Origin of the sequence: Natronosalvus caseinilyticus (assembly GCF_017357105.1) — an archaeon.
Lineage (GTDB): Archaea > Halobacteriota > Halobacteria > Halobacteriales > Natrialbaceae > Natronosalvus > Natronosalvus caseinilyticus.
The window spans coordinates 350,895-370,727 of sequence record NZ_CP071596.1 but is presented as its reverse complement, the minus strand read 5'-3'; the positions used below and the strand labels follow the sequence as shown (position 1 = coordinate 370,727).

Annotated in this window: 17 protein-coding genes; 5 read left to right on the top strand and 12 right to left on the bottom strand. The window is 63.8% G+C overall.

Annotation, left to right across the window (positions count from 1 at the left end; genetic code table 11):
* The first annotated feature begins 87 nt into the window (after positions 1 to 87).
* Positions 88 to 354: a hypothetical protein gene (locus J1N60_RS01835; protein ID WP_312910227.1), complete on the top strand. Its 267-nt coding sequence runs from the start codon at positions 88 to 90 to the stop codon at positions 352 to 354.
* 475 nt (positions 355 to 829) lie between these two features.
* On the opposite strand, the gene purB is transcribed toward J1N60_RS01835, so the two are convergent.
* The gene (purB, locus tag J1N60_RS01830; RefSeq protein WP_312910225.1) at positions 830 to 2,218 is read right to left on the bottom strand and encodes an adenylosuccinate lyase; all 1,389 of its coding nucleotides are present in this window, start codon (positions 2,216 to 2,218) and stop codon (positions 830 to 832) included.
* Between the two features lie 167 nt (positions 2,219 to 2,385).
* Here purB and purH point away from each other — a divergent pair, with 167 nt between their 5' ends.
* The 3 genes from purH (at position 2,386) to J1N60_RS01815 (ending at position 7,782) form a co-directional block, all read left to right on the top strand.
* Positions 2,386 to 4,011 carry a bifunctional phosphoribosylaminoimidazolecarboxamide formyltransferase/IMP cyclohydrolase gene (purH, locus tag J1N60_RS01825; protein WP_312910224.1) on the top strand — a complete coding sequence of 542 codons (1,626 nt, stop codon included), beginning with the start codon at positions 2,386 to 2,388 and terminating at the stop codon, positions 4,009 to 4,011.
* 546 nt (positions 4,012 to 4,557) lie between these two features.
* Positions 4,558 to 5,694 carry a sensor histidine kinase gene (locus J1N60_RS01820; RefSeq protein WP_312910222.1) on the top strand — a complete coding sequence of 379 codons (1,137 nt, stop codon included), beginning with the start codon at positions 4,558 to 4,560 and terminating at the stop codon, positions 5,692 to 5,694.
* Between the two features lie 492 nt (positions 5,695 to 6,186).
* On the top strand, positions 6,187 to 7,782 hold the full coding sequence (locus J1N60_RS01815) for a histidine kinase N-terminal 7TM domain-containing protein (protein ID WP_312910221.1): 1,596 nt from the start codon (positions 6,187 to 6,189) through the stop codon (positions 7,780 to 7,782).
* A gap of 28 nt (positions 7,783 to 7,810) precedes the next feature.
* On the opposite strand, the gene J1N60_RS01810 is transcribed toward J1N60_RS01815, so the two are convergent.
* The 8 genes from J1N60_RS01810 to J1N60_RS01775 all read right to left on the bottom strand — a co-directional run bounded on the left by J1N60_RS01810 (position 7,811) and on the right by J1N60_RS01775 (position 14,353).
* Positions 7,811 to 8,338: a PadR family transcriptional regulator gene (locus J1N60_RS01810; RefSeq protein ID WP_312910220.1), complete on the bottom strand. Its 528-nt coding sequence runs from the start codon at positions 8,336 to 8,338 to the stop codon at positions 7,811 to 7,813.
* 57 nt (positions 8,339 to 8,395) lie between these two features.
* Positions 8,396 to 9,682 (bottom strand): M48 family metallopeptidase, encoded by a 1,287-nt coding sequence (locus J1N60_RS01805; RefSeq protein WP_312910219.1) that lies wholly within the window; start codon positions 9,680 to 9,682, stop codon positions 8,396 to 8,398.
* A 141-nt stretch (positions 9,683 to 9,823) separates the two neighbouring features.
* Complete coding sequence (lwrS, locus tag J1N60_RS01800; RefSeq protein WP_312910217.1) at positions 9,824 to 10,240, bottom strand: LWR-salt protein; 417 nt, start codon at positions 10,238 to 10,240, stop codon at positions 9,824 to 9,826.
* A gap of 26 nt (positions 10,241 to 10,266) precedes the next feature.
* The gene (locus J1N60_RS01795; RefSeq protein WP_312910216.1) at positions 10,267 to 10,548 is read right to left on the bottom strand and encodes a 4a-hydroxytetrahydrobiopterin dehydratase; all 282 of its coding nucleotides are present in this window, start codon (positions 10,546 to 10,548) and stop codon (positions 10,267 to 10,269) included.
* A 50-nt stretch (positions 10,549 to 10,598) separates the two neighbouring features.
* Positions 10,599 to 11,939, bottom strand: coding sequence for a glutamyl-tRNA reductase (gene hemA, locus J1N60_RS01790; RefSeq protein ID WP_312910215.1), 1,341 nt, complete (start codon positions 11,937 to 11,939; stop codon positions 10,599 to 10,601).
* Positions 11,936 to 12,589, bottom strand: a complete 654-nt coding sequence (locus J1N60_RS01785; RefSeq protein WP_312910213.1) for a precorrin-2 dehydrogenase/sirohydrochlorin ferrochelatase family protein — start codon at positions 12,587 to 12,589, stop codon at positions 11,936 to 11,938. Before J1N60_RS01785 ends, hemA begins: the two co-directional genes overlap by 4 nt.
* Before the next feature lie 19 nt (positions 12,590 to 12,608).
* Positions 12,609 to 13,727 carry a siroheme decarboxylase subunit beta gene (gene ahbB / locus J1N60_RS01780; RefSeq protein ID WP_312910212.1) on the bottom strand — a complete coding sequence of 373 codons (1,119 nt, stop codon included), beginning with the start codon at positions 13,725 to 13,727 and terminating at the stop codon, positions 12,609 to 12,611.
* Positions 13,728 to 13,951: 224 nt separating this feature from the next.
* Positions 13,952 to 14,353 carry a DUF5778 family protein gene (locus tag J1N60_RS01775; protein WP_312910210.1) on the bottom strand — a complete coding sequence of 134 codons (402 nt, stop codon included), beginning with the start codon at positions 14,351 to 14,353 and terminating at the stop codon, positions 13,952 to 13,954.
* Between the two features lie 168 nt (positions 14,354 to 14,521).
* Between J1N60_RS01775 and uppS the strand changes: the two genes are divergently transcribed.
* The gene (uppS, locus tag J1N60_RS01770) at positions 14,522 to 15,487 is read left to right on the top strand and encodes a polyprenyl diphosphate synthase (RefSeq protein WP_312910208.1); all 966 of its coding nucleotides are present in this window, start codon (positions 14,522 to 14,524) and stop codon (positions 15,485 to 15,487) included.
* Between the two features lie 119 nt (positions 15,488 to 15,606).
* Here the strand turns inward: uppS and J1N60_RS01765 are convergent, their stop codons facing one another.
* From J1N60_RS01765 to J1N60_RS01755, 3 genes are all read right to left on the bottom strand, one after another.
* Positions 15,607 to 16,251: a DUF7344 domain-containing protein gene (locus J1N60_RS01765; RefSeq protein ID WP_312910207.1), complete on the bottom strand. Its 645-nt coding sequence runs from the start codon at positions 16,249 to 16,251 to the stop codon at positions 15,607 to 15,609.
* A gap of 573 nt (positions 16,252 to 16,824) precedes the next feature.
* Complete coding sequence (locus tag J1N60_RS01760) at positions 16,825 to 18,258, bottom strand: ATP-binding protein (RefSeq protein WP_312910205.1); 1,434 nt, start codon at positions 18,256 to 18,258, stop codon at positions 16,825 to 16,827.
* Complete coding sequence (locus J1N60_RS01755; protein WP_312910203.1) at positions 18,255 to 19,745, bottom strand: ATPase domain-containing protein; 1,491 nt, start codon at positions 19,743 to 19,745, stop codon at positions 18,255 to 18,257. The genes J1N60_RS01760 and J1N60_RS01755 overlap by 4 nt, the downstream gene beginning before the upstream one ends.
* Between the last annotated feature and the right edge of the window lie 88 nt (positions 19,746 to 19,833).

Below are 19,833 nucleotides of genomic sequence, written 5' to 3'. Positions count from 1 at the left end.
TCGCTCGAGCGGGCCCAAACTCCAGCTCCGCGTGCAGTAGTGCTCGCCCGGCGAGAGAGATAAGGTACCTCGCCTGCAATGACGGATATGCCCGAGCAGATACGCTGTGAGTCGTGTGACGTGCAGGTCCGAGCGACCGCGAGTGAGTGTCCACACTGCGGAGAACGGCTCGCGCTCGTCAATCGAACGCTGGTGATGATGGTCATTGGGGCCCTGTTGCTCCCGGTGACCGTAGCCGGCCTGGTCGGGGTCGTCACGAACGGCTCGTTCGGCCTCGAGACCGTCGGACTCGTCGTCGTCGCGTGTCTCGGTCCGGGACTGCTCGTCGCGGGCTATCGACGGAGTCGAGAATGACTGGCTCGAGACCGATTGGATATATAAGATACAATAGGATTTATGAGATAGATCATCTATATTGAGATACTTCGAGGATAGTTGACTATTTCTGACGATTTTGATATAGTTACTAGTAGCGCAAAAAAGCGGAGAAGTTAGGGGATATAATGAATATAAATTGAGTATCAACAATACTATAAAAACTATACTAAACAGATCGAAGCTGTTGATCAATATTGGAAATATAAATAACTGTTCCTAGTGATAGAACAAGAATTGATATATCGGGTCGATGAATGCGAGGGAAGCCGGTCGTCGCCTCCAGCCAAGCCAGCCGCTTTCGAGACAACGCTTCGGCTACGGGGCTCGCCCATCGATCGTTCTGGATTGTCGTCGAGTCACGCTCGAGACCGTGGCCGAGGCGCGGTCCGCCGAACGCGATGGGGCGTGTCCCTCTCGACGAATAGTCGTCGCGAGGTTGTCGCGTGCTCCGTTACTCCTCGAGGTCGTCGACCAGGTCGTTCGCGACGCCGACATACGTCTCCGGGCGCAGCGCGAGCAGTTCCTCGCGAACCTCGTCGCTCACCTCGAGGTCGGCGAACAGGTCGTGGAAGTCCTCGAGGGTGACCTCGCGGCCGCGAGTGAGCGCCTTCACCTGCTCGTAGGCGTCGTCTCGACCTTCACGCCGGAGGATTGTCTGGACAGCCTCGCCGATGATCGCGGGGGTCTTCCGAAGAGCGTCGCGCATGACCGTTTCGTTGGGGACGACCTTCTCGAGGCCGGCCTGCGTTTTGCCGTACCCAATCAGGCAATGGGCGAACGCCGCCCCGACGTTGCGCTTGACCGTCGAGTCCGAGAGGTCGCGCTGGAGACGGGAGGTGGTGACGTAGTCGGCGAGGAACGTGAGGTCGGAATTGGCCTTCGAGAGGTTCCCCTCGCTGTTCTCGAAGTCGATGGGGTTGACCTTGTGGGGCATCGTCGACGAACCGGTCTCGCCTGCGACGGCCTCCTGGCCGAGGTAGCGGTCGGAGACGTACAGCCAGACGTCGAGGTCGAGGTCGAGCAGGACGTTGTTGACCCCGCGGAACGCGTCGAAGACGGCGGCGAGGTCGTCACACGGATTCACCTGCGTGGAGAGGGGCGTGAACTCGAGGCCCAGTCCGGTGACGAACTCGCGGGCGAAGCCCCGCCAGTCGACGTCGGGGTAGGCGGCGACGTGGGCCGCGTAGGTGCCAGAGGCCCCGCCGAGTTTTCCGGAGAGCGCGTCGGTCGCCGTGCTCACCCGAGCCGTCGCACGGCCGAGGCGGGCCGCGTACACCGCGAGTTCCTTCCCGAACGTCGTCGGCGTCGCGGGCTGGCCGTGTGTTCGCGCGAGCATCTGGACGTCTCGGTGCTCCTGGGCCATCCCGGTCAGCGAATCGCGGAGGTCGTACAGCGCCGGCAGGAGGACGTCCTCGACGGCGCCCCGGACCAGCAGGCGGTGGGCCAGGTTGTTCACGTCCTCGCTGGTCAGTCCGAAGTGAATCCACGGCGACGCTTCGCTGTCGTTTGGCAGGTGGTAGCGAACGAAGTACTCGACGGCTTTCACGTCGTGGTTGGTCGCGTCGAATCCGGCGTAGCCGTCGGTCTCGAGGGTCTTGATCAACTCGGCGTCCTCCTCGTCGAAGTTCTCGTAGAGCCCGCGGAGGTGGGCTCGCTCGTCGGATGCGAGGTCGAGGGGCGTCGCCTCGAGGTCGGCCAGCACGAGCAGGTACTCGACTTCGACGCGGACGCGGGCGCGCATGAGCGCGGCCTCGCTCGCGTATGGCGCCAGGGGTCTCGTCCGAGAGCCGTAGCGGCCGTCGAGCGGCGAGACGGCGTAGAGTGCGTGGGTGTCAGTCATGTGCGTGGCTGCACGAGCGGCGTGCAAAAGCGTGTCGGAACGAGTCCCACGGCCGTGCATATCGTCTGGACTATTGTGCGTTTTCCGGCTGGCTTCACGGCACGTTCGTGCATACTTCACGCCTCGAGACCGCAACCACTTTGCCGTTCGCGGGCGCCCCATCACGTATGACACGACTCGCCGGACTCGCCGGCAACCGCGGCCGGAACCTGCTGAACGTCGCCGACCGTGCGCCCGGTGGCGCCGAACTCGCCGTCGTCCTGACGAACGACGCCGACGCGCCGGTGCTCGAGGCCGCCGCCGAACGCGGAGTTCCGACGGAGGTCGTCCCGCTCGAGGACGATATGAGCCGACGCGACCACGAGGAGGCCGTCAACGTCGCACTCGAGGGCTACGACTACGACCTGGTCTGTCTCGACGGCTACATGCGCATCCTCTCGGATACCTTCCTCGAGGCTCAGCCCACGACGCTCAACGTTCACCCGTCCTTGCTCCCGGCGTTTTCCGGCATGGACGCCTGGGGCGACGCCCTCGAGGCTGGCGTCGCCGTCACGGGCTGTACGGTCCATGTCGTCACCGACGCCACCGACGAGGACGGCGAGGTCGTCGAGAGCGAGGTCGACATGGGTCCGATCGTCACCCAGGAACCGGTGCCGGTCTACGACGGTGACACCCGCGAGACGCTCAAGGAGCGCGTCCTCTACGAGGGCGAGTTCCGCGCGTACCCGCGCGTGGTGAAGTGGTTCGCCGAGGGTGCCGTTGACGTGGATCTGGACGCTGAAGAGGCTACGGTCGACGCCGACGCAGCCGACGACGAGGGCGGCCTCCCAACTCGCCGACTCACCTCGAGCGATCGCCTCGACACCCTGCGATACGGCGAGAACCCCCACCAGAACGCGGCCGTCTACGCCGACTACACCTGCGAGGAGGCATCCGTCGTCCACGCCGAGCAGTTGAACGAGGGAGCGAAGGCGCTCAGCTACAACAACTACAACGACGCCGACGGTGCCCTGAACCTGATCACGGAGTTCGACGAACCCGCCGCCGCGGTCATCAAGCACACGAACCCGGCCGGCTGTGCAACTGCCGACACCGTCGCCGAGGCCTACGAGCGCGCGCTCTCGACTGACCCCATGAGCGCCTTCGGCGGCATCGTCGCCCTCAACCGGGAGTGCGACGCCGACACCGCTGCGGCGATCACCGACTCGTTCAAGGAGGTCGTCGTCGCTCCCGGCTACGCCGAGGACGCCCTCGAGATTCTGTGCGAAAAGAAGAACCTGCGCGTGCTCGACGTCGGCGACCTGGACGGCGCCATCGAACGGTTCACCGAGAAACCCCTCGTCGGCGGCCGACTCGTCCAGGAGCGCGACGATCAGCGGCTCTCGACGAGCGATCTCGAGGTCGTCACCGACCGCGAACCGACCGACGAGCAACTCGAGACGATGGTCTTCGCCTGGCAGACGCTCAAACACGTGAAGTCGAACGGTATCCTCTTCGCGACGGGCACGGAGACGGTCGGCGTGGGAATGGGCCAGGTTTCTCGCGTCGACGCGGTACGACTCGCGGCGATGAAGGCGGAGGAACACGCCGAGGGCAAGTCCGCCGAGGGCGCGGTAATGGCCTCGGACGCCTTCTTCCCGTTCCCGGACGGGCTCGAGGAGGCGGCGAAGGCGGGGATCGAGGCGGTGGTCCAGCCCGGCGGGTCGGTCAACGACGAGGACGTGATCGAGGCGGCGAACGAACTCGGCATGAGCATGGTGTTTACGGGGCAGCGGTCGTTTCGGCATGACTGAGTGAAACGAAGGCATGCCGATATCTCGACGGACGAGCGAAGCGATGTCCTTCGTTGGTTTCGGCACGACTAAGCCGCGAGTGAGCACAGTGAACGAGCGGTTTTTAGTCCAGATTTTTGGAGACGGGTGATCGAAGAGAACCCGTCGAGAAAAAGGTGGATGCAGGATGGTGTTTACGGGGCAGCGGTCGTTTCGGCATGACTGAGTGAAACGAAGGCATGCCGATATCTCGACGGACGAGCGAAGCGATGTCCTTCCTTGGTTTCGGCACGACTGAGACGCAAGCAATTGGGTCGGCACACAGAAGTCTGTCGACGATTCGCGACCAAACGCGGATCGCCGTCCGATCTGGTCGACGCCCGAACTGATCTCGAGTGAGTAGACTACGAATTCATATGGATGATAACATCTCTCAGGTGGACATGCTCGAGTCCCGTAGGAATCAGCCGTAAGCGCTTTGCCTTGCGATCGACAACTAGTCGAATTTTTGATGAGTTAGCCACAACCCATAATAAGATCCCCTCCAGTTCAATGACCGGTATAGGTATGCACGAAACACTTCCTCGGCTGTTACGGTGGTTTGGCGCCCTGCTACTCGCCGTCCTGGCCGGGGAGGTGTTGACACATTGGATCCTCGGTGCGAACGTCCTCCTCAACGGCGCGTTCGCGATGGGTGCGGCCTCGACCGCTATCGCCGCTATCGGGATTATCTACGGCGGGTACTGGCTGGAAGGGGCTCGGGTGTCGTCCCGTCGGTATCCCCGCATCGCCTGGTGGTGGATCGGCGGGTTCGTCACGTTCACCCTTCTCAACGTCGGATTCATGGCCGTCATGCCGACCGAATCGTGGGGCATCGTGGTGGGCTGGACGCGGTGGTCGGTCGCCTTCGGCGCCGGTGTCGGCGTGTTGCTCGGCATCCTCGAGGGACGGGCTATCGACCAGGCGATCGCCGCCGAACGAGCGACGGTCCGATCCGAGCAGCTCGAGGAGCAACGGACGATGCTCGACTACCTGAATAGCGTGCTCAGACACGAGGTTCTCAACTCTGCAAACATCATCGACGGATACGCGACACAGATCCTGGAAGCGGAGTCGGAACTGGATCCAGCGCACAGGGAGTACGCCACCATCATTCACCAGGAGGCAAACGAGATGAGCACGGTCATCGCCGACGTTCGCGTCCTCCTCGAGGCGGCCTCCGGGACGCACGAGCTGTACCCGGTGGACCTCACTCGGGTTCTGGCCGACGAAGTGACCAAGCTCACGAACCGATACGGCGATGTCGAGGTTCGGACGGACGTCCCGGACGAACTCGCCGTCCAGGCCGACGAATTGTTGCCTCGCGTCTTCGGGAACGTGCTCTCGAACGCGGTCACGCACAACGACGCCGACACCCCGGCCGTGAGCGTCAGTGCTGAACGGATGGACGACACCGTCCGCGTTCGGATCGAAGACAACGGACCCGGGATTCGAGCGGACGCGATCGACTCGCTCTTCGAGCGCAAGAAAGGACGAGGAACCACCCACGGGCTAGGGTTGTACCTTGTCGAAGAACTGGTCAGTACCTACGGCGGCACCGTCGAGGTTACGGAGACGGGACCCGACGGAAGCCAGTTCACGATTGAACTCCCGCTCGCGCAATCGTCGGACGACGAGACGATGCCTGAACCGATCGCGGCGTAAGCGACATCCCCTGAACGGCCGAAAGCCTCGAGACGTCCTTTGGCGCCCGAGCGTCCCTCGAGGTCCGATTCGATCGTGACTGAGCCGACGTCGACGTAGAGTGCGCGCAACTACTCCGCCTGGCCGCCATCGAACTCGCCGAGCACGTGCGAGAACCCGAAGCCGGCCTGCAGGGTAGGGGGAGGGGAAGTGGCCTCTCTTCACGTGCCATCTCAACGTTTGATTCGAGTCGTTACAGAAGTCGCGCTCGCAGAACCAGCGCGAGCCACAGCTGATGGGGAAACGAAACGAGTCAATCGGCCACCTCGAGGGAACCCAACGGGGTGATTCTTTCCTGCCACGTCGTCGTTGAACGCCCCGAAATCTGCCAGTACACTCATGTGGTATGCTCTCCCTCTCTATCCTGTGAGTTGGCAATACACGCCAGTCGTACTCCCAATTCTCTTTGCAACGATAGTTACGTTTATAATCGTTGTTTACACGCTGTTTCGCGTGCGAACCCGGGGAGCGGACCCGTCGGTCGTCCTCTTCTTCGGCCTCTCGTTCGGTGCGTTCCTGTGGACGGAATTTTCGGCCCTCAAACTGCTTCACACCGACCCGGACGTGAAACTGCTGTTCTACCAGCTCCTCCACGTCGGCGTAGCGCTCGTCTCGCCACTGCTGTTCCTGTTCGCCCTCGCCTACACTGACCGCCATCGGTGGCTTCGATGGGACGTCGTCGCTGGCGTTATGGCTATTCCAACGCTGTTCGTCGTGTTGCTCTTCGTCGGACCCGACGACGCCGTCATCGCTGGCGTAAACGTCATCGAAGGGGACTTGACCCTGGTTCGCGTCGAGGACGGGCCTGTATTCTACGTATTTAGTCTGTACAACCTCACGTTGACGGTCGCCGCGATCGTCGTCATCGGCCTCGAGGCGAGACGCGTCGGACCGTCGTATTACCAGCAGGCGGGCCTGCTCACCGTCGGCGCCACGAGCCCACTCGTGTTCGTGATTCTGTCGAGAGTTGGCGTGCCACCGTTCGGATTCGAGACCATAAACCTGGTCCCGGTATCGGGCGCGATCGCCGCCACCGCGTTCGCGGTCGCCATCTTTCGCTACCGCCTCTTTTCGCTCCCGCCGCTCGCCTACGCCACGGTCATCAAATACTCGCCCGACGGCACGTTCGTCCTCGACGCCGATGGTCGGATCGTGCATGTGAACGAGCGGGGACGAACGCTGCTCGAGCACCTCGATGGCGACTTCGGGTCGCCGCTCGCGTCGGTGCTCCCCTCGTTCGACCTCGAAACGCTCGCGAGTGAGGACGATCCGATTCCGATCGACGTCGACGGCGAGATCCGATACGTCAGACCGCTCGCCGAACCGCTCGAACGAGGAAACCGACGGGTCGGCTGGGTCGTCGTCTTGCGCGACGTCACCGAGAGTCAACGTTCCAGGCGCCGACTCGAGGCGCAGTACGAACAGATGGACGCGTTCGCGGCGACCGTTTCCCACGACCTCCGGAACCCGCTGGCAGTCGCCCAGGGATACCTCGAACTCGCTCGTGAAGACGCAGACGCAGACAGCGAGGCACTCGAGAACGTCGCGATTGCACACTCGCGAATGGAGAGCATCGTGACCGACATCCTCGCATTGGCCCGGCGAGGCGACCGAGTCGGCGAGCGAGAGAACCTCTCCCTGGGGAGCGTGCTGGACACTGCCTGGAGCACCGTCGACAGGAAGGAGGCGACCCTCGTCGTCGAGACCGACCGGACGATCCACGCCGACCCGACGACGATCCAGCACGTGTTCGAGAATCTCCTGCGGAACGCCATCGAGCACGGCGGCCCGGACGTCGAAATAACCGTCGGTGACGTCGACGGTGGAATCTTCGTCGAAGACACCGGCACCGGTATCCCTGAAACCGAGCGCGAGGCGATCTTCGATCCAGGGTACACGACCTCGCCCGATGGCACGGGGTACGGCCTCGAACTCGTTCGAACGATCGTCGACGCCCACGGATGGACGCTCTCGCTCGATGACGGATCGACTGAGGGCGCACGCTTCGAAATTACGGGGCTACCGTCCGAGCAGGCACGCGGGTCGTGATCTGTCGAGGGCCTCGAGAGCCCGACGTTCAGGAGTCGGACTCGTCGATTCCCTGTCGCTCGTAGAACTCCTCGGGCGTGTCGTCGATTCGCTCGAACGTCGCATCGAAGTAGTGCTCGTGGTGGCGAACCACCTGCTCGACGACCCACGCGCTGAACGTCTCGTCGAAGCGCCACTGTCCCTCGAGTTCCGGGATTTCGAACCGTTCGTCGGTCGAGAAGGCAGCGTAGACGTGGAAGAAGCCCAGGATCACGTCCGCGAAATCGCGCGCCTTCTCCGCGCTGTCATCCCGTCGGTTCTCGAGTTCGGCCCGGCCATCGTCGGTCAGTTCGAAGTACTTCCGGTCGGGTTCGTCCTCGCGTTCGATGCGCTCGGCCCACCCCTTCTCCTCGAACTTGTAGAGGATCGGGTATACCGACCCGTAGGACGGTTCCCAGTGGCCACCGCTGATCTCGCGGATTTCCTTGAGAATTTCGTAGCCGTATCGGGGTTTCTCCTCGAGCAACTCGAGGACGAGGTACGCGATGATGCCTTTCGGCGGCCCACTTTTCCGCATTATGCTCCTGATTTAAACCGGCGGGCATAAATGGTTTCGGTCGGCGGAAGGTGACGTTCAGGAACCGTCTGCCGCCGCCGGATCCGTCGGTTCCGGCGACCCGCCGTCGAGGCCCTGGATGTAGCGAATCCGGTCGGGAATCGGCGGGTGGGTGTAGTGGAACGTCGCGTACCACGGGTGTGGGAACGGGTTCGAGAGGTTCTCGCTGGTCAGCCGACAGAGCCCGTCGATCAGCGGCTGGCCGCTTCCCATGACCTCGGTCGCGAACGCGTCGGCCTCTCGCTCGTGGGCCAGTGACAGTTTGTTCTCGAGTGGCCGAGTGAGTTTCGCCAGCGGCTGAATCCAGAGGGCGCCGACCACGAGGCCGACGTAGGCCGTCTCCGGGAGGCCGAACATCGCGTACAGCCACGAGGTCTGGAGAAGTGCCCAGAGCGCGACGAACATTGCACCCACGCGGAGGGTACCGACGCCGAACTGCTTCCAGATGTGCGCGCGCTTCCAGTGGGCGAGTTCGTGAGCCAGGACGGCCTCGACCTGCTCGAGGGTCATCTGGTCGACCAGCGTGTCGAAGAGGACGACCCGTTTGGTCCGTCCGAAGCCGACGAAATAAGCGTTCGAGTGCGAGGAGCGCTTGCTCGCGTCCATGAGGTAGATGCCGTCGCAGGTGAAGCCCGCGCGTTCGAAGACGCGCTCGACGGCCTCCCGGAGGTCGCCGGTCTCGATGGGCTCGAAGTCGTTGAACAGCGGGGCGATCACACGCGGGTAGACGACGAGCATCGTGAGCGAGAAGGCGACGTAGAGGGCGACGGCGGCGAGGGGCCAGTAGGTCGGGACGGTAGCGATAAACCAGAGGACGCCGGCGGCGAGCGCAGCGGTGATGCAGAGGCCGACGAGCGTCCCGAGGACGAGGTCCTTGACGAACAGGGCCGGCGTCTGTTCGTTGAAGTCGAACCGCTCCTCGATCACAAACGTGTCGTAGGCGTCGAAGGGGAGCGAGAACAGCTGGAGGGCGACGACGACGCCGGCGAAGAAGCCGACGCCGGTGATGACCGGGCCGTAGCCCAGTCCCTCGAGTGCGTCCACGACGGCGGCGAGCGCCCCGGAGTAGAGCGCGGCGAGGACGAGCGCGAGGGTGACCCAGGTCTGGACCTGCGAGAGCCGGGTCGTCGCCCGCTGGTAGGCGGCCACGCGGTCGAGGTCGTCGAAGTCCAGACGCGAGGTGACCCACTCCCGCTCGCGCTCGAGCGCCCGTTCGCCGTAACGGACGTTCAGGAACGAGAGCGCGCTGAAGAATGCGGTCGTCCCGACGACCAGGACGAGAAACGCGAGGTGATAGCCGAGCATACCCGACTTCTGTCACGCAGGTGGGTTAACGCTGTTGGTGAGGTCGAGGTCGAAACGGTTGGCACCGGGTTCGAATCTGGTGGCAACAGGCTCGGACCTGGTCGCGACGTTGCACTCGGCCTCGAGTTCGATTCGACGGCGTCAGTCCGTGCCGGAGTTGCCGGACCCGTCGGGCCCGCCCATCGGATCGACGCCAACCTCGAGCGATGACCCGAAGTACTTCGAGAGGACCTCGGTGACGTCGTCGGCCTTGAACGACTCGAGGTCGTCCCTGATTGCCGATTTCAGGGCTTCGAGGTAGGGTTCGTCCGCGTAGAACGCCCGAAACTCGACGGCCTCGACCGGCTGTCCGAGTTTCTCGGCGATCAGCGCTCGAGCATGGCGCTCGTCGCCGAGTTCGCCGCGCCAGAGGAGGTCGCGAAACAGTCGCCACCCCTGGTCGCCGGGTTCGGCCGCCGCGAGCAGACAGCGGCGCTCGACGACCGGCGAGTCGATTGTCAGCCCGGGGTCGACGGGCGTGAGTCTGGCTTCGACCAGGAACGCGTAGTGTGCCTCCATCGTTTCGTTCTGGTACAGAGCCGATTTCAGGCCCCGTGTTCGGACTCGATCAACTCCGCCATCTCGAGGTCGTCTTCCGTGATCCCACCCGCGTCGTGGGTCGTGAGTCGAATTTCGACTTCGTCGTAGCGGATCGTTATCTCGGGGTGGTGGAACTGTGATTCGGCGATTTCGCCGACCATCTGGGCGAAGTTCACGCCGCGCAGGTAGTCGTCGAACTCGTAGACGCGAACGATTTCGTCGCCCTCGCGGTCCCACGCTGCCGGGAGTCGGTCCGAGATCTCGTCGTCGGAGAGTACGTCAGCCATAATCCCTCGAACGCAAGCCAGTGAAATAACGATTGTGCCGACGACCCGCCTCAATCGTCGTCGAGTGCGCCGATCGAGGCGTCGTGGTCGGCGGTCGTCTCACTCGTGACCGCCGCCGTTCTCACACCGGCCGTACCGACCCCGTCGTCGCCGAAGTCCGGATCGAACAACTGCAGGGCCGTGTTGATCGTCGCCCAGTCGTCCTCGGCGGCGGCCTCCCGCAGGCTCTTCGTCGGCGGTGCGAGCAACTGACCGACCAGCGCGTCGGCCATCGCCTCGAGGACCTCGCGCTGGTCGTCGGTGAGGCCCTCGTCCGTCGCCTCGAGTCGCGAGAGTGCCGTCTCGAGTTCGCGTCGTTTCAGTCGCTCGGCGGACTCGTACATCGCCGCGATCACTTCGTCGGCGCGGGCGCGCTTGTACTGCGCACAGAGGTGGTCGAACTCCGCGTCGACGATGGCTTCCACGTCGCGAGCGGCGTCGAGGCGCTGCTCGCGGGTTTCCGCGGTGAGTTCCTCGAGGTCGTCGAGGTCGTAGAGCGTCACGGTCTCGAGAGAACCGGCGGCAGGGCGGACGTCGCGGGGCTGGCCGAGGTCGACGACGACCTGCTCGCGCGCGCCGAGGTGGGTCGGCTCCAGGACCGGGTCGGCGCTTCCGGTCGCCGCGACGACGACTCCCGCGTCGGCCGCGACCGACTCGAGCGCCTCGAGGGGAACAGCCGCTCCCTCGACTGAGAGGTCGTCGACCAGGTGTTCGGCGTGTGGAACGGTTCGGTTGGCGACGACGACCTTATTGACGCCCGATTCGGCGAGACTGCGGGCGGCGAGTTGCCCCATCTCGCCGGCCCCGACGACGAGGGCGGTTTCGCCCTCGAGGTCGAGGTCCGTGGCGGCGAGTCGGGTCGCGGCCGAGCCCAGGGAGACGACGCCCTCGTTGATCGCCGTTTCGGTGCGTGCACGTTCCCCGACCCGGATCGCTTTGGTGACGGCCCGTTCGAGCAACTCGCCGATGCCGCCCCCGGTACGGGCGTCCTCGTAGGCAGCCCGCACCTGCCCGATGATCTGGTCCTCGCCGACGACGACCGACTCGAGGCCGGCGGCGACCCGGAGGAGGTGTCTGAGACTCGATTCGTGGTCGCTCGCGAGGAGGGCATCCGCGTCGACGCCCTCGAAGAACGCCTCGAGGGCTGCCCGTCCGTCGGCCGGATCGGCGGTGACGACGTAGGCTTCGACCCGATTACACGTCGAGAGGACGTACGCCTCTTCGACGGCCGGCGCGGACACCAGGGTGTGTACGGCCAGTCGCTGGCTCTCGGGGCTGGCTGCGGCGATGTCGTCGACGCCGCCGCTCTCGTGGGTCACCCGCATCCCGGAGACCACGCCCGCGCGGATCACCGTGACTCACCACCCAGTCGTTCCTCAGCTAGCACGTCGTCGATCACTTGCCGGTGGTTGGTGGTACCCGTACGTAAAGCTGTCCAAACCGACGACGTATTGACGACGTCTGTGACGACCTGCCGACGTCGCTCGGGCTCGACCTCGCGGACCTTCAGTTCCGCCCGCAGTTCCGCGAGCACCGTCGCCATCTCGCCGGCGCCTGCCAGCGGGTCCTCGAGTTCCTGCCTGAGGTACTTGCTCAGCGCGGGTGCGGTTCCCCCGGTTCCGATCGCGACGGTCACCGGCGGGTCCTCGACGGTCGCGGGCACGACGACGCTCCCCGGGTCGCGCGATCCGGCCCTGTCGGCTCGGTTGACCAGGACGCCGCGGTCTCGAGCGGCGGCGACGACGGCGTCGTTGACCGTCTCGTCGTCGGTCGCGGCAACGACGAGCGCGGGGTCGTGGCGCTCGAGCCAGCCCGCCACGTCCACGGGGTCGGGAGCCGCTCGAATCCGCTCGGCGTCGCCGAAGTCCGCGTCGCTGAAGTCGGGACTGACGACGTACACCTGCGCCTCGCGGGCGAACCGCCGGGCCTTCCGGGCGCCGACGGGACCGCCGCCGAAGACGAGCACGGTCGTATCCGTGAAGTCGTGAAACAGTGGGATCATCGGTAGCGTCTCGAGGGGGTTATCGTGGCTCCGGCTCGGATTGCGTCTGCGTGTCCGTGTCCGTCTCTGCTCCCGTCTTCGCCTCGGTGTTCGCGTCCGCTCGCTCCGCGAGCCTGATTCCGGTCTTCTTCAGGATCTGCGTCGAGAACAGGGTGTCCCAGTCGTCGTCCGCGACGTCCCAGTACTGAGCCATCGTCTCGCGAACCTGCTCGACGCGACGGTCGCTCTCGACCTCGCTCCGGCCGTGGGTCATCGCGAAGACGTTGTACGGCCAGACGCCCTCGTGGCGCGGGCGCTCGTAGCAGTGGGTGACGAACGGCAGGGCGGCCACCTCGGGACCGACCTCGGAAACCACCTCGTCGGGGACGTTCCAGACCGTCATCCCGTTTTCCGTGTAGCCAAGCGCGTAGTGGTTCGGGATCACGCCGATCCGACGGATCTTCCCCTCCCGGTCGAACCGGGCGAGCGTCTCGAGCGTCCACTCGAGGTCCTGCTCGATGGCCTCGGCCACGTCGGCGTAGGGCGTCTCGGTGATCGGGAATCCGTCCTGGACCTCGAGGACGAGGTCGCGCTCCGCGGGAGTGAGCGAGTCGCGGTCGGTCGGCTCGACGGCGGGGCCCTGGTGAGTGAGGTCGAGGCCGCCGTCCTGGAGGGGCCCGTCGACGTAGAATTTTGCCTCGACGCGGAACTCCTGCAGTTTGGGTAGGTTGTACGTCTCCTGACGGGTTTCGGACTCGATTTCCTCGAGCACTCGCTCGACCTCCGCCTCGTCGGCAACCGAGACGACGAACCAGACGTTCAGGTGCGGATGCTCGCGCTCGTAGTTGTGCGCCACCTCTCGATGGCTGTTGACCGCCTCGACGACCTCGTCGAATCGGTCTTCGGGGGCGTGCATTGCGACCAGCGTTGCCGCGCCGCCGATCTCCTGGGCGTTCACGAGGGGGCCGAACCGGGAGAGGACACCACGTTCGTCGAGGTCGGCCAGGGTCTCGAGGAGTTCGCTCGCGGTGAGCTCGACCCCAGCCTCGCGCATGGCGTTCGCCGCCGGTTCGAAGGGCGATTCGACGACCGGAAACCCGCCCTGGAAGGCGTTGACGACCGCCCGTTCGCGCTCGGTGAGGTCGACGTCCGTGTTCATACACGGGTGTCGGGACGGACGGGACATAAGGGCCTCGGGACCGCCGATCGACCGGATAGCCGATGGCAACGAACGTACACTCGAATACCGCGGCCGTTTACGGCGCCGAAAGTGGACGAGTTCGCGGAGTACCGAACGATACTATACATTCTATAGCTATAATGACGAGAGCCAGAACGGTAGCGGTTCGACGAAACACGCTGAAACAGGGACACCGTTCCGAACTAGCCTTCGACGCCAGTCACGTCGTAGCCTAACTCCTCGATATCCTCGAGGATCGCCTCGTGGTCGGCGCTCGCCTCGTAGTAGATCACGACGTCGAACGTCCCCTGGCGCAGTAGTTGCTGGCACTCCCAGACGAAGTCCTCGTCCTCGAGGGTCAGCCCCTGGTGCTGGTTCGAGGAGAAGTTCGGGTCGTCGTTGCCCGAGTAGACGAAGCAGTCTTTCGGGTCGTGACCCGCGTGCTCGGCGATGACGTCGCCGACGTCGATCGTCGCCTGCATCATCTGGACGTCCTCGTCGGAGCCGTACTCGGTGTGGACGACTGCCCCGTTGAGCTGGATGTCCCCCGGCTCGAGCAACGCCTTCGTCCGCTGGTAGAGGTCCTCGTCGATCGTGTTTGCCATGCCTCGAGGGTTCGTGTGCCGACGGATAGCCGTCACGGTTCTCGTCGATACCTCTCCTTCCCCGGCCCCGTGCGACTGCGATACCGAACCGACCTCGCGACTCGAACGAGCTGTTTGCGGACGAAACACACACAAGAACCATAACGTTAGCCATTCTTGGTATCGACGATGAGGAGTTGGCTTCGCCGGCGGATCAACTGGGGCTACGAGCGGCTGCTTTCGAGCGAGGTCTCCGGCGCGCCGACACACGTCGCCGTGATCCAGGACGGAAACCGCCGCTACGCCCGTCAACGCGGCGACGACGCCCCCGATGGACACCGCGCCGGCGCCGACACGACCGAGCGGGTCCTCGAGTGGTGCCAGGAAATCGGCGTCGAGGAACTCACCCTCTACGCGTTCTCGACGGAGAACTTCTCCCGACCCGAACACGAACGGGAGGCGTTGTTCGACCTGCTCTGTGAGAAACTCCGGGAGTTCGCCGACGCCGACCGCGTCCACGACAACGGCGTTTGCATCCGCGCCATCGGCGACATCGAACGCCTGCCTCCCCGGGTTCGCGAGACGATCGACTATGCGGAGTCGCGGACTGCCGATTACGACCGGTTCGTCCTCAACATCGCACTTGCCTACGGCGGTCGGACCCACCTGCTCGAGGCCGCCCGGAGCGTCGCTCGAGACGTCGAGGCGGGCACGCTCTCGCCGGCGGACATCGACGTCGAGACGATCGACGAGCGCCTGTACGGCCAGTCGGTTCGTGACGTGGACCTGATCATCCGAACCGGCGGCGACGAACGAACCTCGAACTTCCTGCCCTGGCACGCCAATGGCAACGAGGCTGCGGTCTACTTCTGTGCGCCGTACTGGCCGGAGTTCTCCAAAGCCGACTTCCTGCGCGGGATCAGGACCTACGAACACCGCGAGGAATCCTGGCGACGGACGCGTGCTCGACGGGCGCTGGCGCTGCTGGGTGCCGTGAGCGAACCCGAACTCGCCGACGCGCGGGCGATCCTCTCGCGGTTTCGCGATTCCTTGCCGACGGCCGAACAGTCGGCGGTCGACGAACTCGAGAACCTGAGCGGCGATGCCGACGGACGAGTCGAAACGGTCGACTCGAGCGGGCGGGTGGCGGACTGATCGACGCTCTGGCAGGAACCTATCCGCGTGACGGCGAGTCAGCGTACGGGCTGGAATCTCAGTACGGTTGCAACTCGCGTAGCCGGAGCGTCACCGCGACGAGCGACGATAAAAGAGACTTAGGACTGGTCGGTTCGGCCGAAGACGCCGTCGTTGAACTTCTCTGCCGTCATCAGGGTGTAGCCCAGGAGCGCGACGGCGAACAGGATGGCCATCGAGAGCGGCGAGAAGGCCGTGACCTCGAGGACGGCACCGAGGAACACCATCGCCGAGACGCCGGTGAAGCCCACGAAGCGACCCGACGCGAAGTCGGGACGTGCGCTGGCGTCGGGCCCCTGCCCGTCGCCGTCTCGTTCGGCGTCGATGTATTGGTCCATCTCGTCGGCGAGGGGTTTCCGCTCGACGATGCCGCGACTCTGGTTGTAGTCGATGATCCCGGCCTTGTCCAGCTTGGGCAGGTGGGACTGGTAGAGCGGGATGTACACGCGCTGGCGCTCCTGGGAGGACAGTTGCTCGACCGTCGTGTCGTTCTCCCAGGCGGCTACCTGTTCTGCGATGTCGGGCATGCGCACGGACTCGTCTTTCCCCTGCAGGTACTGCAGGACGAAGCGACGACGCTCGTTTTGCAGCAGGTGGAAGATTTCATCCTTCGAAAGGGTGGGCTCTTCCTCCGTGTCTGCGTCTTCGGGCGCGGAGCCGCTGATGGGGGATTCGTCGACGGCCGGTGTGTCGTGCGTCGTGGATGCGGTTCGTGACTGACTCATCATCAGGTACGATAGCGGAGAGGGTAATAAAGCGATAAACCCCGTCCGGTAGATTTCGAACAGTTGCAGTGACCTCTACAATTGTTTCCGCCGTTCGAAAACTGTTGCAGAATCCAAAACCCACAGCAGTGGCGACAATACCTGGAAATCGTAAACGGTGCTTACCGAGGTGTAAACGTTGCTTGCAATTTGCGTTTTTCGCGCCATTTCACGCTCTTTCACGGGTTGCCGTGCAATCGCCCGGGACGGCCAAAAGTTTTATTAGTGGCTTTCGGATCGAGCGCTATTCGTCAGTGTTCCTGTGTGAGGCGCGCGTGCGGCCCGCCGTCTCCACGTGTCGCGACAGGCGTCTCACGGTGGAGCCACGCCCGCCCTCGAGGAGTGTCGAATCCGTCTTGCCGCGTTCTCGAGTTGCAACTCACACATCGTTGCACGCGGCGATGGATCGGCACTGTACAGTACGAACTCTCTCGAGACGACGCCACTCGAGATTCGAGAGACGAGTTCTCGGCCCCACCGTGCCGTGCCAGGGTACTCGCTCGTAAGGGTCTGCCGTCGAAGCCGAGGCTCCTCTCAGGAAGGATGCAGTCCGCCGATCTCGAATCGAGCACCGGTTTCGCGCTCGCTGTCGACCGCTTCGATCTCCCACCCGTGTGCCTCGACGATTTGCTTGACGATCGGGAGGCCGAGGCCGGTCCCGTTGCCTCCGGTCGTGAACCCCCGGTCGAAAATCGTCTCGCGGTCGTCGGGGTCGATGCCGGGGCCGTCGTCCTCGACAAACACGCCCGATCGTCCGTCCTCGAGCACCCCGACCCGAACGGTCACGTCGTCCCCCGCGTGCTCGATAGCGTTTCGAAACAGGTTCTCGAACACTCGCTCGAGTCGATCGACGTCCGCCTCGACGGTTCCCGATAGCGACTCCGTTCGGAGCGTTGCCTCGGGCGCGGCCACCTGTGACCAAGCGTCGTCGACGACGGCGTCGAGCGAGACCCGTTCGGTGACGTCGAGCGTCTCGCCCTCTCTGGCGAGCGAGAGCAGTTCGTCGATCATCTCACTCATCCGCTCGAGTGAGTCGTCGATCTGCTCGAAATCCTCCGGTTCGTAGCTCTCCCGAGCGATGGAGAGGTACATCTGGGCGATACCGAGCGGATTTCGAAGTTCGTGAGCGAGAATGCTCGCGAACTCGTCGAGACGCTCGTTCTGGCGCTCGAGTTCGAGCTTCTGTCGGCGTTGCTCGGTCACGTCGCGAAACGTTCCGATGATCTCCTCGGGTTCGTCCGCGGTGCCGATCCTGGCGGTGTTGATCTCCGCAATTCGGCGGCGTCCGTCGACGGTTCGGTACGCAACTTCGCGTTCCTCGTCCCCTGTCTCGTCCACTGGACGGAGCTGTTCGAGAACGTCGTCCGAAAACGTGTCCAGGTTCTGTAAGCGCTCGCCGACGACCTGCGCGGGCTCGAGGCCCGTCTTCGAACAAAACGCCCGATTGACCTCCCTGACGAGGCCGTCGGCTCGAAAGACGAACGCTGGATCCGGTGCCGTGTGAAAGAACGTCTGGAATCGCTCGCGACTTTGTCGCTTTTGCTCGGTGAGCGCGACCGACTCTCGCCGTTTGGCGAGGAGGTCGTCGATCTGCTCGCGCAACTCGGCTTTCCTGACCGGGACCGTCACGATCGCGTCGATACAATGACGGTCCAGCGCGGACGGCGTGTGGGATCGATTCGTGACCAGCAGGTACGGCAAGAACGTCGGCCGGACGGCTTCCTTACGGGACGTACACCACTCCTCGAGCCGTCTAAACGCCCCTTCGTCGACGATACAGAGGTCGAACGCGACGTCGACCGTCTCCACGACGTCGGGGACGACGACGTCGTACCTCGGCGTCAACCAGTCGACGAGCAACTGCCGGTTCCGGTCGTGATCGACGAGTAGTAAGACTCGCGTTCGGGGCGTGACGGCCGACTCGTCGCCGCTCGCTCCCTGCCGTTCTCCGGTCGACGATGGCGTCATTCACCTGAGTGGAGGGTCGAATCGGGATGAGCAGGTCGCTCGTCGGTTCGCGTCGGAATCCCGCTGAGAATGCCCTGGAGGTTCCTGAGCGGCTCGCCGACTTTGATGCCGTGACTCGAGATCTCGAACTCGCGCATCGTCCGCTCGAAGTCGCTCGTCCGCTTTTTCAACACGCCGATGACCTTCTTCATCTCACCATCGACCTCGATGTATCGAAGGAAGATGATGTTATCGGAGAGGTAGCTGATGTCGACGTCGGTCGCTTCGAACTGACTCGTCACCGTCCCGACCTCCTCGACGAGAATCACGGTTACCCCCCGAGACTTCAGGTATCGGCCCAGCGAGTGAAGCTTCCGAATCAGCCGTTCACGCTCGCCACGCAGCGAGAGTCGGTACCCGTTGATGCCGTCGATCATCACGATTTTCGTGTCGTTTTCCTCGACCTCGCGCCGTACCTCGTGTGCGAACTCTTCGGCGGAGCGGTTGAGCGGTTCGACTTCCTCGACGGCGAGCGTCCCGTGTTCGACCATGTTCGTGACCGGGATGTTGACGTTCTCAGCTCGCGTGAAGAACGTCTTCTTGGTCTCTTCGAACATGTAGATGACAGACCGCTCCCCGCGACCGGCGGCCTCTTTCATGAACTGGGCACCGGTCGTCGTCTTGCCGACGCCGGTCGGCCCGCTGATGACGGTGATCGTCCCCCGGTCGATACCGCCCATCAGCAGTTCGTCGAACGCCGGGACGCCGGACTGGACCGTTCCCAACCCATCGTCGCCGGTCTGCTCCGGAATCGTGAGGCGGGGAAACACGTCGACGCCGTCGTCTCGAATTCGAAGCGAGTGTGGGCCCCGCCTGGCGTTCGAACCGCGAAGTTTCGGGACGGAAATCGTCCGCCCGTGCTCGGAATTTTCGAGGTGAAAGGTCCCGTCGCTCAGGAACTGGAGGTCGTCGTCGGAAGTCCCCTCCATGTGCTGAGAGGTGAACATCACGGTGGTGTCCATGTTCTGTAAAAATCGCATGAAGGAGATGACCTGCTGGCGGAACTGGTACTCGTCGGGGACGAGGTGACGAAGTCGCGTGATCGGATCGATGAACACGCGACTGGGCTCGATCTCTTCGATTCGGGCGGTTACTTCGTCGGCAAACGACTCCTGGTCTACCTCGTCGGGGGAGAAGATGCTGTAGTTCTGTGACTCGCGGAACAGATCCGAACTCGGACTCATGTCCAGAAACTCGACGGGGGACAGATCGAGACCGACGGATTCGGCGTTTCGTTCGATGTCCGCAGTGGACTCCTCGAGATTGATACAGAGGACGTCCTCGGGATCGCCGTTTTCGGCTCCTGCGAGCAGGAAGTGCAGGCCGATCATCGTCTTCCCCGTTCCGGGGCGTCCTCGTATCAGGTAGCTTCTGTTCGGGATCAATCCGCCGTCGATAATCGTGTCGAGACCGGCGATTCCGGTCGAGATTCGATCTGCTGGTGGCATGGATACGCTCGTTTCGTCGGTGGTGTAGGTATTCGTCTCTGTGTCGATCAATCCTCGAGCGGTCTCACGAGACCCGATGCGTTCGGCG